Annotated in this window: 14 protein-coding genes; 9 read left to right on the top strand and 5 right to left on the bottom strand. The window is 60.6% G+C overall.

All coding sequences use genetic code 11. The features are described from left to right. From G7A99_RS11710 to G7A99_RS11670, 9 genes are all read left to right on the top strand, one after another. The coding region (locus G7A99_RS11710) for a hypothetical protein (RefSeq protein ID WP_205599825.1) at window positions 1-484 on the top strand (484 nt) is incomplete at its 5' end. A 675-nt stretch (window positions 485-1,159) separates the two neighbouring features. Then, window positions 1,160-1,879, top strand: a complete 720-nt coding sequence (locus tag G7A99_RS11705) for a hypothetical protein (RefSeq protein ID WP_163140359.1) — start codon at window positions 1,160-1,162, stop codon at window positions 1,877-1,879. A gap of 103 nt (window positions 1,880-1,982) precedes the next feature. Beyond that, window positions 1,983-3,095 carry a DUF262 domain-containing protein gene (locus tag G7A99_RS11700; protein ID WP_163140357.1) on the top strand — a complete coding sequence of 371 codons (1,113 nt, stop codon included), beginning with the start codon at window positions 1,983-1,985 and terminating at the stop codon, window positions 3,093-3,095. Next, window positions 3,088-3,729 (top strand): MAE_28990/MAE_18760 family HEPN-like nuclease, encoded by a 642-nt coding sequence (locus G7A99_RS11695; RefSeq protein WP_163140355.1) that lies wholly within the window; start codon window positions 3,088-3,090, stop codon window positions 3,727-3,729. The genes G7A99_RS11700 and G7A99_RS11695 overlap by 8 nt, the downstream gene beginning before the upstream one ends. 118 nt (window positions 3,730-3,847) lie before the next feature. Next, window positions 3,848-4,780: a hypothetical protein gene (locus G7A99_RS11690; RefSeq protein WP_163140353.1), complete on the top strand. Its 933-nt coding sequence runs from the start codon at window positions 3,848-3,850 to the stop codon at window positions 4,778-4,780. 1 nt (window position 4,781) lies between these two features. Further along, window positions 4,782-5,276 carry a hypothetical protein gene (locus tag G7A99_RS11685; RefSeq protein ID WP_163140351.1) on the top strand — a complete coding sequence of 165 codons (495 nt, stop codon included), beginning with the start codon at window positions 4,782-4,784 and terminating at the stop codon, window positions 5,274-5,276. 74 nt (window positions 5,277-5,350) lie between these two features. Beyond that, window positions 5,351-6,436, top strand: coding sequence for an SIR2 family protein (locus G7A99_RS11680; protein WP_163140346.1), 1,086 nt, complete (start codon window positions 5,351-5,353; stop codon window positions 6,434-6,436). A gap of 129 nt (window positions 6,437-6,565) precedes the next feature. After that, the gene (locus G7A99_RS11675; protein ID WP_163140334.1) at window positions 6,566-6,823 is read left to right on the top strand and encodes a hypothetical protein; all 258 of its coding nucleotides are present in this window, start codon (window positions 6,566-6,568) and stop codon (window positions 6,821-6,823) included. A 110-nt stretch (window positions 6,824-6,933) separates the two neighbouring features. Then, window positions 6,934-7,623 (top strand): VIT family protein, encoded by a 690-nt coding sequence (locus tag G7A99_RS11670; protein ID WP_163140361.1) that lies wholly within the window; start codon window positions 6,934-6,936, stop codon window positions 7,621-7,623. 187 nt (window positions 7,624-7,810) lie between these two features. Here the strand turns inward: G7A99_RS11670 and G7A99_RS11665 are convergent, their stop codons facing one another. From G7A99_RS11665 to G7A99_RS11645, 5 genes are all read right to left on the bottom strand, one after another. After that, on the bottom strand, window positions 7,811-9,046 hold the full coding sequence (locus tag G7A99_RS11665) for a YbfB/YjiJ family MFS transporter (protein ID WP_163140344.1): 1,236 nt from the start codon (window positions 9,044-9,046) through the stop codon (window positions 7,811-7,813). Window positions 9,047-9,393: 347 nt separating this feature from the next. Continuing rightward, window positions 9,394-11,847, bottom strand: coding sequence for a DNA/RNA helicase domain-containing protein (locus G7A99_RS11660; RefSeq protein WP_163140342.1), 2,454 nt, complete (start codon window positions 11,845-11,847; stop codon window positions 9,394-9,396). 9 nt (window positions 11,848-11,856) lie between these two features. Then, window positions 11,857-12,216, bottom strand: a complete 360-nt coding sequence (locus tag G7A99_RS11655; RefSeq protein WP_163140340.1) for a nucleotide pyrophosphohydrolase — start codon at window positions 12,214-12,216, stop codon at window positions 11,857-11,859. Between the two features lie 250 nt (window positions 12,217-12,466). Beyond that, window positions 12,467-13,285, bottom strand: a complete 819-nt coding sequence (locus G7A99_RS11650; protein WP_163140338.1) for a metal ABC transporter permease — start codon at window positions 13,283-13,285, stop codon at window positions 12,467-12,469. Next, window positions 13,285-13,997: metal ABC transporter ATP-binding protein (locus G7A99_RS11645; protein ID WP_205599824.1), on the bottom strand; the 713-nt coding region annotated here is incomplete at its 5' end. The genes G7A99_RS11645 and G7A99_RS11650, both read right to left, overlap by 1 nt.

Here is a 13,997-nt window from a genome sequence, read left to right as displayed (position 1 = left end):
CCGCAACCCGCCCCTGACGCCGCTGCTGCGCCAGGGCTGCACCGACATCGTGCTCGTGCGCCTCGTCGCCCCGGACAGCGACACCGTCCCCGAATCCGAGGGCCCCATCCGCCAGCGGGTGGAGGAGATCGTGCAGAACACCACCCTCAACCTCGAACTCGACGCCTGCCGCACCGCCAACGGCGGCCCGCCGTTCCGCCTCCACGAAATCCGCCTGACGAACACCGGCAACCTCTCCGATGCCGCCTATCCCCTCGCCGAATTCGTCGAACGCCTCGGCGAACTCGGCCGCCGCGCCGTCGCGGACGACGATGGCTTCGCCAGCCACTGGCAAAGCAGAACGAACACGAACGAGCTACTGACCACCGCGGACTTTGCGAACGGCATCACCGGAACCGGACAGGGCAAGGCCACAGAAACCAGACCAACCGGAATCACCGACGCCCTGCGACATTACCTCGCGCGCTGGTGGGGAAGCCGATAACCGGCAGGGCTGGACAATTACCTGCACGCCGTAGCAGGCTAATTCCCAGAACGGATACGAAGGAATGAGGGAGAGGGTATGGACACCGGGGCACGCTCAATGTCCGAGCGGCGGAATATGCCCTCCTGCCGCAAGCTCACGGACACATCCTCCCGCCGCGGCCAGTTCCCGGACGCCACACCGTACGCGCGATATCGCAGGCGCTTCTCACGCTCGGGCGTGTCATTTCCTTTGAAAGCACAATTTTTCCGCCGATCGATCGTGGCATCGCCATCCAACAGTCGCGCGCATACGGCCGCTGGATATCCGCGCTTGCAGCCCGATCACTGTTCCTATCCAGTAGCAGTAGTAGCTCCCCTCTTTACGGATGCCGTAACGCTTCACCCGCAACCGTCCGGCGGAACAGATCCATCGGCCGGGGCTGCGTGCCGAGGGCATGACATCATCCCCATGTCGAATGCTTGGCGTAGGTACAGTGCCAACGGCGCGGACGCAAACTGCAAGCACGATATCGCGGTGCCTCTGGCGGTGCGGAGACTAACGATGTATAAAATCAGTGGGTTACATGGGAAGGCGCAAGCGCGCAGAGTGCAATATCGTGCGCGCACGTTTATTGGATATCCGTGCGCGCCATCTAATCACTGTTATACGAATGGAAGAGGTCAGTAGTGAAACGTGAGTGATGAAAATGAAGGCAATCAAAAGCGGCCTACGAAAGAAAGCACTCATCACCACTTGAGGCTGCACTATCTTGTTATTACCCTTGTCTATGTCGTAGGCGGCGCTATTGCGTATGAGATTCTATCTCGACCTGAAAGCCAAACCACCCTGGTTAACCTGCTGTCATCAGGAGCGATTTTAGCGACGTTTGGTTCCGCAATAGGATCAATCGGTTTGATTTGGCAGACAGACCTGCACGAACGAGTCCGCTTAAATGTTGACATTCTTTATAGAGACATTCTGGAGCAAGAGAGTCCGTGGAGAAGGTGGCCGTTTCTCCCCCGATCCGCTAAGAGGCGTCTTTTAAATGGGGATCGGCATGAGCTCACGCTAAGCAATCCACAAGTTCCGTTGGATGTTGGAACGCATGTTATTCGAATTCACCTTCCTACAGTAATGGAAGACTATTTCGACCTGCCATTGCTCGCTAATTTTTGGCCACTATTCAGATTTCGAAGCTCTGCACACACCGTGTTTGGGAGAAAGAAAAAAGAAGAGAAAAATGAAGAAACAGGCCTTTCTCCTTCAGGCGAATACATGGCTTATGAATGTATGCTCGATATTTGGTCAGCGATTTTTAAATTTAGAATATCTAGATACATCGTCCATATTGGATCAGGGCTTACGATCTTTGGTGCACTGTTAGCTGGATTTTATGCGGCCACGTTCGTATAACCATGCGCTGCTGGCGGACAATTTTTCCGCCGCGCTCCAAAATTGCCGCAGAGCGCGGCGTTAGGCAAGGTCCTTAGAGAATTCACGAAGCAGAGAGTGCTTTATGCTTAGGGAAGAACTCGAGAACGCCAAAAGATCCGTAACAACGGACAGCCTTCAAATATCCATAGGCGAAATCGCGTCCATGTATTCTCAAGAGGAGCTGGACATAATTCCAGAATTCCAGCGGCTTTTTCGGTGGTCTCCGGAAAAGAAGACGGCTTTCGTCGAGTCTATCCTAATTGGGATACCTGTACCGCCGGCTTTTGCATACGAGAATTCAGACGGGACATGGGAGTTGATAGACGGGCTTCAGCGGATATCGACCATACTGGAGTTCATGGGAATCCTCAGGGATCCTGATAATCCCGATGTTACTCTTCCCCCGTCGCAACTCACCCGCTCTACTTACCTTCCCTCGCTGGACGGAGTGGCCTGGGCTGAGCCGAAGTCGCGTGATGAGGGCAAGGGACTTGATAAATCCCTTCAGCTGTTCTTTCGCAGAGCACGCCTCGATTTCCAAATACTGAAGCACCCAAGCGACTCAAAAACTAAGTTCGATCTCTTCCAGCGACTCAACCGGGGCGGTGAGTACGCGAATGAGCAGGAGGTTCGGACTTGCTCGATGGTGTTGGCTAACGCTGAGGCAACGCGAAAAATTCGGAAGCTCGCGCAGTCTGAGGCGTTTGTTAGAATACTCAACATCACGCAAGAGCAGAAGGACCGACAAAAGGACGTCGAGTACGCCGTTAGAGCTATTGTGCATACGGTGGAATCTTTCGACTCCGGCACAGACGTCCAAGAGTTTCTTGATCGTGGAATACTTAGGGTCATCGCCGATCAAGACCCAGATTCCGTAATCGCGGATGTCACGTGGGCTGTTGATACGCTGGACCGGCTATTTGGGGATGAAGCGCTCTTGCCTCACCGAGAGTCCCATGAGGCGATTGCAAGAAGATTTTCCCTTCGCGCCTTAGAAGGGATACTGGTCGGGATCGCCCGTAATAGGGGTGGCATCTCCGATGTCGGCGAGCCTGACGAGTTCATCAAATCACGTATCGACGCATTCTGGAGGCAGCAAGAGGTTGCGGACATGAGCGCCTCAGGTCTCCGAGGCACTACGAGAATACAGAGAAGCGTCCCGTTCGGAGCGAAGTGGTTCAGGCCACATGCTTGAGGATTCGCCGTATCTGGAGGATATCGACGCTGGCCGCCTGCGTCGGGCAAAAGAGCTTTCTGAGATTAAATCTCAACTCGCAGTAGGGGAGAGCTCTCCCTACGGCATCCAGTCCAAGGCGGTAATAGTGCTGACCTACGCGCACTGGGAAGGTTTCTACAACGAGTGCGCAAGGGCCTACATTGAACGTCTCAAGTCAGATAAGAAGAAGGTGGGAGACGTATCCTGGTCTCTACTAGCGGGCGTGTTACGCCCGGAGCTACAGAGGTTGAGGGATAGGAACAACTCATCTGACGCGGAGTTGGAGTTTGTTGATCGGTTAAGGGACGTCCTAGCGTGTGACTTTGCGCGGTTCGACGTAGCCGTCGTCTCATCTCGGTCAAACCTTGACTTCGACAAACTTCGGCATAATTTTCGCGTGCTTGGCTTTGACATTGAGAGGTTCCAAAAATGGCGTCTGCGCATTGACAAGGAGCTTGTTGGATGGCGGCACAGCGTGGCCCACGGAGACAATCCGGATCTGTCGTCACTAGATATGGACAAGCACGTTGCCTTCACCCAAGAGCTTCTTCTTGCCCTCGCCGACGTCTTCCAAGAAGCGGTGGAGCAGCTCCACGTCGCGGAGGGCTCGTGAGTTGAGCGGGTGGATGCGGCAATAGGGAAAGAGCCTAACCTCTGCTTGGAGCCGACGTCGGCGCTAACGCGCCGCCGCGGCTCAAGCAGCTCGTTAGATATATGAACGGAGTCCTCTCATGGGAACTGAGAAAACATTCCTCGTATTCCGGTACTTCTTTATCGAGGAAAGCCAGCGGGCACTCGAGGTCTCGCAATTGCCGGAGCCGAAGGGGCGGGCTGTTCTGGCCGCAATTCTCGGCGACCGGGAATGGATAAAGAATGGTATTCGCTATAGCTTTGTCGGATTTGGGGAAGTCTCTCCAGGTTCCCATGATGAATTCGAACGCCAGCGTTTCTATATCGGAAAACTCGCCAAACTGCGCCAAGCGCAAGTCGGAGAGAAGGTGCCAGGTGACATCATTGAGCACCACGAAGACAACTGGGTTCCCCTATTAACGGTTTTCGACGTCGCTACGCAGACCGTCGCCGTGCAAAAGGATTGGCAGTTCGGAACGCCGCAGCAGATCGGTCGCGCGCTCCAGGCCGGGGTTAGGGGGCCGATACTTTCGGAATACAATCACCGCGTGTTCGTCGAACCCAAACCAAGCGAGGGAGCGTTCTGGGAAATCATTGGTTCGCATCGAAAAATATATCGAATCGAGTTCAACCTTGTTTCGCCCAACATACTTCAGACAAATAAGCGTGCACGCGAGGCGCTTCGTTCCCTAAAACGGCTTTATGGGCAAGATGAACTTTCTTTGAAGCTCAAGAGCGACTCAGGAGCGCTGACCGTTCCTGAAAATCCAACGTCCGACTATATTAACTACATTGAGCACGGTGAGGGCGGTTGGAAAGCTACCACCGAAGGGGATCATGGAGGGAAGAAAACCTATAGTAGCTCTGATGTGACGGAGACCGTATCTGTAGATGTACCAGAGGAGCATATGGAAGGGGAGGATGAGGCGCAGCTAAACCTAGAAGGTGGCACCGACTCAACGGAGCGAGAAAAACGAAACCGGAGCCTCGTTGGTCAGATTTACGAGCGTATTCGCGATCGCATAGGCGGGTAGAATGCTACACCTCACATTTGTTTTCATCAGTGCCTTCGGTGCGGCCTATGCGCTCCTATTCTTGACCGACGGCGCAGCAATGCCGGTCTTTGAACAAACCCTGAGCGTGTTCGTTACGGTTGCTATCCTTTTTGGTGCTATGTCATTTGCCCTATACAACTATGTAGATGGAATACAAAAGGACTTCCCAAAAGAATTGAAATCCCGAAAGCCAACTGAGTTCGCGGAAGCGGTCGCTACGATTGATAGGCTAAAGGGAGAAGTCATCTCAAATGTTGCGTTGATAATCTGCCTGTTAGTTGGCGAGCGAATAATTTTGGGCGTTGAGACCGTGCTTGCGAACCAAGGGTGGAACGCTGGACCACTGTGGGTTTGGCTATTTCCTTCAACGAGGGCGGCATGCTTGCTCGTGAGCATATACGCAGCACTAGTTCAGTTTCGCGGGTTCTTTATCGCGAACGATATGCGCTCGGTCCTATTGAGAAATGGCGACTGATCTAACAATTCGCTCGAGGGGACGCTCGCAAGGCTCGCGCCCCTCAGCCTGTCGTTATACCTTCAGGAGCCACAATGGCCGGTGACCCACATCCAGTCCTTGCCCACGACTCAAAATTTCGTGGCTACCTGTCGCCATCCGCATGGACGCTTTGCCTCGGTGCCGGAATCTCAAAAGGGATCGCTCCGGAGTGGAGCGAACTGGCGCGAGTTGTTGTGGCGGAGTCGTTCGATGTCGACCTAGACGATGAGGCGTTTGATGAGCTAGTAGAAACATCGGGGTGGACCTTGGATTCGTGGATCCAAGCTGCTGCGAACGAATACCTTCTTAAAGGTAAATCAGCCGATAGCTTTAACGATCTAATCGAGTCTTGCTTATATTCTAAGATCCGTAGTAAGGCGAAAGGTCTCGGGATAGAAAAGCATCTCACCAAGGTTTTGAATTCCCCGAAGCGTGAGCCCAAAGATCGCGTTATTGAAGTTTGCGACCTTATAGAGACTGAGTTTCCGGCGTCTTCTCTGGTGCAAACTGCGGGGTTCTTGTTGGCGGCGGCGAGAGCAGGTCGTGCTCCCAAGGCGGTTCTTACCTTCAATGCCGACACTTTCCTTGAAACCTATTTGGATCTCCGGCTCCGCCGCGACCACTATCGTGGGCCAGGTCCGCATGGGCACCCCGAGTATCCGTATGTACAGGTTATGCGTCCGTCTAGTAACGTCGGCAACAAAATCCCAATCATCCACTGTCACGGATGTGTTACACCTGAATGGAAATCGGGTTCCTCGCCCAGAGATTCCCGGGACCGACTCGTGTTCCTAGAGCAGGAGTACTTGGCAATCGCCAATTCCGGTGGGAGTTGGGCGGAAACTGTATTTCAGTTCCATGCGCAATCATCGAGGATGGTATTTTCTGGGCTGTCGATGTCTGATGCCAATATTAGGCGGTGGATGGGCGTGAGTAAAATCGAATGCTCGAAGGACAGAAAGATTTTTGGATACACAGAGCGGCCGAACCCAGACCACATTTGGATGAAGCCAAAGCCAAAAGACGCCAGGTTCGAGCGACTCTTCCTGTCGTCACTTCACCACTTGGGAGTTCGGCCTGCGTGGATACGATCTTGGGAAGGCCTAGAGGACGGACTTGGTAACCTCTGCGCGATATAGGCCCACTGGTATAACAAATAGCTTGAGGCAACGCCGGCACACGTGGCTGCCTATGATCAGGTGCTTCGGGCGGCGCGCCTCAGCAAACCGTTGGGTGCTGCCATGCCGCACTGGTGAGGGAAGACGTTCATGGAGAGTGGCGCTTACAACGAGGGGAAGCAGTTTGCGCTACAGCACGGCACCCTGTATCGCAATCCCTACCCCGCCGGGTCTGCGACGCACAACGATTTTGAGCGTGGTTGGTCGCAGGCGCACAAGCGATTTCCCCAGGCGATTGCGCAAGCTGATAGAAAACGGGAATCGCAGAATGCAGCCGAACGCGAAGAACAGGCTGTGAGAAGGCGTCGGGCGCGTGATTCCTACAGTCGAGCCAAGAAGGACGAGTGATGCAACCCAACCATGCGCTGCAGCCGATCGCTCAACCGGTAAGCGGTTTCGCGCCGGCTGAGCTTCATCGTTCGGCATGGCGCTAAGCTCTCCACCCCAATTCCGGTATGATGAAACACACAGAAACACATAGAACCCATCGGATCGGCTGGCTGCGGGCCGCTGTCCTTGGCGCGAATGACGGGATCGTCTCCACGGCGAGTCTTGTCCTGGGGGTTGGTGCGGCAGGTACCAATGCTCATGGCGTCCTGGTCGCAGGGGTGGCGGGCCTCGTCGCCGGAGCGATGTCGATGGCGGCCGGCGAGTATGTCTCGGTGAGTTCGCAGGCCGATACGGAGCGCGCCGATCTGGCCCGGGAACGTCAGGAGCTTGCCGAAGGTCCCGAGAGCGAGCACGCGGAGTTGACGGCGATCTACGTCAACCGCGGGTTGGACGCGGCATTGGCCTCCGAGGTCGCGACCCAGTTGATGCAGCACGATGCGCTTGGCGCACACGCGCGCGACGAGCTGGGCCTATCGGATTCCCTGTCCGCTCGACCGGTCCAGGCCGCGCTGGCCTCCGCCGCGATGTTCGCGCTGGGCGCTGCTCTTCCGCTTCTGGTCGTCGTCGTGTTTCCGGCTGCCGCGCTTATGTGGGCCGTCTCGGGCAGTTCACTCCTTTTCCTCGCGCTGCTCGGTTCTGTATCCGCCAGGGCGGGCGGCGCATCGGTGTTCGTCGGCGCCTCGCGCGTTACTTTCTGGGGCGCCTTGGCCATGGCGTTGACTGCCGGGGTGGGGGCGCTCTTCGGGGTGGCAGTGTGATGGTCCCGGGGGCACGAAGCTGTCTTCCCGCAATGCGCCGGGTGGTGTCGCGTCACGTGAGCAATTCGGTCTGAGTCACCGCGTGGAATCGTGGTAGGTGATAAACGCGCGCGCCTTAATCTTGTGCTCCCATGACAGCCTCCATTGCCTCGAAGTGTGAGTCGGCGGGGTGTGTATTGCGTTCCGATCAGCCGAGCGCTTGTGGCGGTGAGCTCGATAGGCGGTTTCGACGTGGCGCGAAGCGCGCGGGGTCGCCGAACCATGCCAGAGCAAAGGCCAGCGCCAGAACGGCCGCGCCGATCGCGAAGGTTGGGCGATAACTACCAGTAATCGTCGCAAGCCCGGACAGGCCGTAGCCGGCGATCGCCTGCGCCAATGCAAACGCAGCGGTCGCACGGCCCCATAAGCGCTTGTGTTCTACTGGCCCGACCAGTTCGGCCAGCCGACCGGAAGTGAGGGCGACGATGCCGGGGATGAGCGCGCCCACGACGATCGACGACAGCGAGCGTGTCCAAACACTGATCGCGACGAACGGCAAGCCGACGGCCAGGGCCTTGGTGACGAACCCTGTCGTCAGGCTGGCGCGCCAGCCGAGGCAGGGCACGATAAAACGCGTTGCCACGGGGCCTAGCATCGCGCCCAGTCCGAACAACGCCCACTGAACATTGGCGGGGCCCATGCCGAGTCCGACTTCACGGGCGAGATAGTCGACCCAGAACGTGGTATGCGGCACGAAACCGATACCATCGCAGGCGTAGGCAGCGACGACGAGCGCCACGGCCCAGCGAATCGCCGGGCTCGGGGCTGGTGCGTCCGATTCGATCCGATCGCTGGCCACGGCAGGGTTTGGCAGCTGATAAAGCGCGACGTCGCCCACGGTGCCGGCGATCAGTGTCAAAGCGCCCAGCGTGACCCATGCGACCCACAGGCCGGCGTGTATCAACGTCGGCACGACCAGGGCGGACAACAGCGCGCCCAGACCAATACCCATGAACATGAGCGACCCGACGATCGGGCGTCGATCGGGATCGGTCCGGGCCAGGGCGATCGCGGGGCCGACCACCATCAGCCATGCGCCGGTCAGGCCGGAGAGTAGCCGCCAGAAGAAGAACCAGGCGAAAGGCGCTGCGTGCGCGCAGGCCAGAAAACTCAGCGCAGCCAGACCGAACGATGCCGCGAGCGTGGCGCGTGCGCCGAAACGTTCAGAAACCGCGTGTGCCGTCACGGCGCCGATGAGATAGCCGAGCAGGTTGGCTGCGCCCAGATAGACGGCGGCCGAGGTCGTGAACCATTGGGCAGCCACGACCGGCGGAATGAGCGCTGTATAAGCGAATCGGGCCAAGCCGATGCCGACCAGCGTAGACGTCAGACCCACGGCAATCGCCGGAACAACCGTACTCTTGTTGCGGGTCGTTGCCGTCATGAAAATTGCCGTCGCGGTCGAGAAGTGAATCCAGAAGGTAATCGGCGCGCTATTTCACTTAAAACGATTTATAACGATGACATGTATCGTCTTTGATGATTCCGGACGGTACCCATGCAGCTACATTCGCTACGCTTGTTCGTTGCGGTGGCCGGACGGGTTAGGGGTCAGCCGGATGGGTTAGAGGTCAGGTCTAACATTCCAACAGCTGGTGTTTAGTGGTACGGAAGTCCGGCGTAAGCGGGTGGTCAGCGACGTGACCAGGAATCCGTGTTGGTCCACAGGGAGCTGTGCGCCTCTCGGATGAAGAGGGACCGTGAATTCCCGTAATCGTTGGCAGGTCGAGACTATGGTTCGTCCAACGTCCCTTTGAATTCCCCCAGGACCTGCATCTCGCCAGCTTCCGCGCCCTCTAGCACTATGTCCTCGTAGCCCGGTGCCGTCGTGTCGCAGGCGAGGACGATGCGGGTGTGGTGCCAGTCGCCCCCCGGTTCGACGATCTTCTCGCTGTGATAGACCTTTACGGTGAGTCCGCCATTGCCGTCGGGGTCCTGGATGTCGCGGTGGTGGACGAGCATGACGCGGCCGTTGCGTGAGCCGCCGGGGGTGGCCTGGAACAGGCACAGTGAGCCGTTGGGGATGCGCCGGTTCATGGATTCACCGACGACCCGCGCGGCGAACAGGCCGGGGCGGGCGCGGTAGAACTCCGGAAGCGCGACCCAGGTGCTGGCACTGGTCAGGGACTGTGCCTCCGAGAAGCCTTCGGCGAAGCCGCCGGCGGCGGCCGCCAGGTCGAGGAAGGGGACGGCGTTGTCCGCGGGCGTTACCTCCTCGGCGGGAATGAATCTCGGTGCGTCCGGGGTCGGCAACGTGTCGGTATCGACTGTGTCTTCCTTGGCCGGTGCGGTCGCGGGCGTCGTCTGCTCGGTCGTGTCTTCCTGAAATGCGGTCGCGATGCGTTGGCGGAAATACGCCTGCGTTTCCGCGTCCGTGCAGTACAGCAGGCAGCCTTTGAGGCCGCGGCTCATCAGCGTGCGGTAGGTGTTCCTGATGATGGCGTCCGCGCGGGCATCCGCCGTCTCCGGTGCCTGTTTGCGGGCCGTCTTGTAGCCGTGGAGCGAGCGGTCGGTCCGGGCGCGTGCGGCGGGCCGGGTGATCACCCGGCCGTCGCGGACGACGAGGTCCGGCCCGATGATCACGCCCACGTAGTCCATCTCCAGGCCCTGCACGGTGTGGATACAGCCGACCTGGTCGATGGAGTGGGCCTTCTCCAGGTAGCGGCCTTCGTCGTCGCTGAGGTTCCAGCGCATGCGGAAGCCGTGCTCGGGGAAGGTGATGTCCCAGGCGTCCGGGTCCTTCTTGCTGGCCCAGTCCCAGCAGTAGCCGGCCACGAGCCGGGCCTTGTGCCCCTGTTCGTGCAGGGCGAAGACGCGGTCCCGCAGTGCGGTTGGGGTGTCGAAGACCTCCAGCTGGTAGGGAATGCCCGAGAGGTCGTCCCGGGCGGTGTCGCGCCGCTGCAGGACCTGGTCGAGCCACGTCAGGTAGCCGTCGGAGCCGTTGCAGCGGAACTGGGACTGGAGCACGGCCCGCTGGATGGTGGCGCCCTGGGCCCGCGCCTGGTGCTCTATCTCGCTGGACGAGCCGCTGTCCTTCCAGGTCACTTGCTGTGCCTCGTCGATGAAGAACACGCTGGTCCGCGCGGTGCGGATGATCTGGCGCGTCTGGTTGGCACCGGCGCGCTGGTACTGGGCGCGTTCCAGCAGCCGGTGGGCCTCGTCCACCAGCAGGACGTCCATGCCGTCGGCGTCGCTGTTGTCGTAGGAGGCGGAGCCCTTGAACAGGTTGCTGAACCGGCTCCTGGTCATGGTGCCGGTGAGCCGGCTTTCGTAGACCTGGCGCGGCGCGCGGTTGGGGGTGACGTAGTGGACCGTCCGGGCCCGTCGGGTGAGCTCCACCAGCAGGTTCATGGCGACCACTGACTTCCCCGTCCCCGGCCCGCCCTCGACGATGAGCACCTGCTTGCCCGCCTGTTCCGGGAGGTCGGCGACGTCCAGCACTGCCTCGTAGACGAGCTTCTGGTCGTCGATCATCAGGAATTCGCGGTTGCCCCGCATGAGCCGTGCGAGGGAATTCGCGAGGTCCCGGGAGGGGCGGATGCGGCCGCGCTCGATCCGGTAGAGCACGCGGTTGCGGTCGCCCTGGCGCACGTGCTGGCTGATGAAGCGCTGCAGGCGCCCGACGTCCTGGCGCAGGAACACCGGGGCACGTTCAATGTGCGCCGCGTAGTGCGGGTCCCGCACGCCTGCGCCGTCCACGCAGTTGTGCAGATAGGCGCAGGGCTCCAGGCGGATGCCGTCCTCCTGCACCGTGGCGTTGAAGTCCTGGAGCAGGGCGGCGTAGCTCCAGGCCTGGTAGGAGGGATGGGTGGTCTCCCGGTCCGCGCCGCCGAGGAACGTGCGGACCACTGCGTCCTTGCCGGTGGGGGTGACCCGCTCCCACTGCTTGAGCTCGATGATCACGCAGGCGTCGCGCTCGTGCTCGTCCAGCCCGGAGACGATGACGTCCACGCGCTTGGAGGTCTGCGGGATGCGGTACTCCACGGCGACGCCGGCGTCGTCGGGGATGGCGGTGTCCTCCAGGACGTTCTTCATGTACTGGAGGGAGGCCTCCCAGGAACGCCGCTCGCTGGTGCTGACCCCGCCCTCGCCCCGGCGGCGCATGGCCTCCAGGATCCGCTCCGAGATCAGGTTGCTGCGCACGTCGTCGAGAAAGGCGCGTTTGGCGCTGCTGTATACCAGCATGGGGCGGGCTCAGAGTCTGTCGTATTTCCGGGAGTGGCCGCGCGCCCGCTCGGCGGGATACTTCGCGGCGTTCTCCGGGATCTTGTCTCTGACCGCATCCAGGAGGTCGATGTCCAGGCGGTTCGCCAGCAGCATGAGGTAGATCTGCACGTCCGCGAGCTCCCGGCGCACCTCGGCCCGGGTCTCCGGATCGAGCGCCTCGGAGTCCTCGCCGCTCAGCCACTGGAAGTGCTCGACGAGCTCGCCGACCTCCCCGGTCAGCGCCATGGCGAGGTTCTTGGGCGAGTGGAACTGGGACCAGTCGCGCTCGTCGACGAACGCGCGTAGCGCGTCAACCAGCTCGCGGTACCGATCGGGTGCCTCGGGCATCGGCCTGTCGTCTCTCCGCCTTCCTGGAACGGCCATGCTACCGCTCCCGGACGAGCGCCGGAATAGCGGGGGAACCGCATGCCGTGTCCGTGTGGGCGCTGGGACGGGCCGGCTCCCGTGCGTCCCCGGTGGCCCGTCCTTGTCTGACGCCGGTTTGGCCTGATCCCGCAGGCGCGTGCGGCCGAGGTTCGGCGGCAGGCGTCGCCCACGGCTGGCCCGCCGGTCACCCCGCCGCCTCGGTGCTGTTCGGCTAGGTCGCGGTCCGGCGTGGAAACGGGAAACGCCGGACCAGCAGGCCGACGATGTTGGACACGCCGAACAGGATGGCGGCGAGGCTGACGATAGTGGGGCCGGTAGGGGTGTCGAACCAGAAGGCCGCCTGCAGTCCGCCGCAAGCGGACACCGTTCCGATCACGGCAGCGAGTAACGCCATGACTTCCGGGCTGCGGCTGAAGGGGCGCGCCGCGGCGGCGGGGATGATTAGCAGGGCGGTGATCAGCAGCACGCCGACCACTTTCAGTGCAACGGCCACTACCACGGCCAGCGACAGGGTGAGGATCAGCTGCTCGCGCTTCGGGTCAATGCCGCTGGCGTGAGCGAGATCGGTGTTGAGCGTGGCGGTCAGCACTCGTGCCCAGCGCCAGCCGAGGAGCCCAAGGACCAGCACGACGCCGCACCAGATGACGGCGAGATCGGTCCTGCTCACGGCCAGGATGTCGCCGAAGAGGTAGGCCATGAGGTCTATGCGCACCCCGGAGACGAAAGAGACGGCCACAAGACCGAAGGCCAGCGCCGCGTGGGCAATGACCCCGAGAACGGTGTCCATGGCGTAGCCACGGCCGCTCAGTAGTGAGACGGTCGTTGCCATGGTCAGGGAGATGACCAGTACCCCGGCGAATATCGACGCTGACAGGAGCAGCGATAGCGCCACGCCCAGGATGGCCGCGTGGGCGGTGGCGTCTCCGAAGAAGGCCATGCGCCGCCATACAACGAAACAGCCAAGGGGGGCGGCGACCAGGGTGACGCCGATCCCGGCCAGGGCGGCTCGAACGAGGAAATCGTCGAGCATCAGCCTGTCCTCTCCAGCGTCCTGTCGGTGTGGTGCCGCTGGTGGCGGGGTGGGGCGTCGTCGTCGATGTCGTAGCCGAACATCGCCTGATACGTCGGTGAGGCGGCGACCTGCTCCGGGGGGCCTTCGCAGCACACGGAGCGGTTCAGACAGATGACGCGGTCCGAGACCCGCATCACGGCGTGCAGCTCGTGGCTGACCATCAGTATGCCGCAGCCTAGCTCGCGCCGTATTGGTTTGAGCTGGCGATAGAAGTCAGCGACGCCGCGATGGTCGAGGCCCTGGGCCGCCTCGTCCAGCAGCAGCAGCCCGGGGGAGTCCTGCAGGGCGCGGGCGAGCAGAACACGCTGTAGCTGGCCGCCGGACAGGCCGCTCATCTGATGCTTTTCCAGGCCTGCCGCGTCCGTTCGCCCGAGTGCCCGCGTTACCACGCGGGGGGCATGCCGTGTGGGCAGGTTCATGAACCGGGACACCGTCATCGGGAGAGTCGCGTCAATATGCAGGCGTTGGGGCACGTAGCCGATGGTCGTCCCCGGTGACCTCCGGATGCGTCCCCGACCAGGCGCCAGGGAGCCGGTGACGGCTCGCAGCAACGTCGTCTTGCCCGATCCGTTCGGACCGACAATGGCAACGATCTCACCCCGTTCGAGGCTCAGGGTGATGTTGTCCAGAACGATATGGCCACCGAGCCATATGTCGCAATGCTCGATCG

This window comes from Arhodomonas sp. KWT (genome assembly GCF_010993615.1).
Note: the sequence above shows the minus strand (reverse complement) of the source record. Positions and strands in the feature narration are given on the sequence as shown.